The 1032-nt window shown below is 28.2% G+C and carries 1 protein-coding gene; it reads left to right on the plus strand.

Annotation, left to right across the window (positions count from 1 at the left end):
* On the plus strand, nucleotides 1-1032 hold a 1032-nt coding region (locus AQ1689_RS09200; RefSeq protein ID WP_180947566.1), incomplete at both ends, for a hypothetical protein.

The raw sequence follows: 1032 nt of genomic DNA on the forward strand, positions 1-1032 counted from the left end.
GCGTTTGCGTAAAGGTTGGAAATTTCAAAACGGTAAACCTGTACAAGTTATTCCTAAAAAAAAAGCTACTAAAAAAGCTGAAATTAAAAAGGTTGTTGTCAAGAAAATTGAAAAACCAACTAAAACGGTAAAAAGACCTAGTAAAGAGGTTGTTTTAAAGGACAGAATTAATCAAGAGGGTAATTATATCAAACAGATTACGGCATTTTTAAAAGAAACAAGAGCAAAAAGCAAAAAAACAGCAAAAGATAAGAAAAATATTAATTATTGGGTAATAGCTATCAAGGAAGCTAAAAAACGTAAATCTTTAAATGAAAAATTACTGAAAGAATTAGGTGAGATATTAACTCCTAAAAAAAACGATGTTACTATATACGCTTATAACAAAATAACAGCTAAAGAAATGGCAGTATATTCAGATGATGAATTATATCTTTTATATCGTGCTATTGCCAAACAACAAAATAAAACAGGAATAGATAAAGAATTAATAAGATACAATAGAGGTGTAATTATTAAAGCTTTAAGACACCCTTTAAAACATTATTCTTATCTTGATAAAACATACAATTTTGTACTTGATGAACTGATAGAAGAGAAAAAATTACATGACCATGCGATATTGGGACATGATGCACATATGTATTCAGACAAGGTTATTGCCAAAGGTTACGCTTATGCCAATTTAGCACGGTTTATATATTTTTATCGTTTATCTTTTCCATTTTACAAACGCACCAAATTATTAAAAGAAGCTCAAAATCCTGAATTAAGAAAGTTATTCGAAAAAGAAATTAAAAAACGTAAATTAAAAGTAAATGTACAGGCTGTTGTACCGATAACACCAGAACAGAAAGCGATAAAGAGAAAAAGAGATAAAGCTAAAACCGTTGTAAAGCCAACACCTATAAAATTAGGCAATCCAAAAAATCCAGGAAATCCAAAAAAGACAAATTCTTTAGCTTATAAAATGGCAAATCGTCAAAATAAAGTTTCTGAAATTTATAAAATTAGAGATAAAAATATCAGTGA

It is taken from the genome of Tenacibaculum finnmarkense, assembly GCF_900239185.1.
GTDB lineage: Bacteria > Bacteroidota > Bacteroidia > Flavobacteriales > Flavobacteriaceae > Polaribacter > Polaribacter finnmarkensis.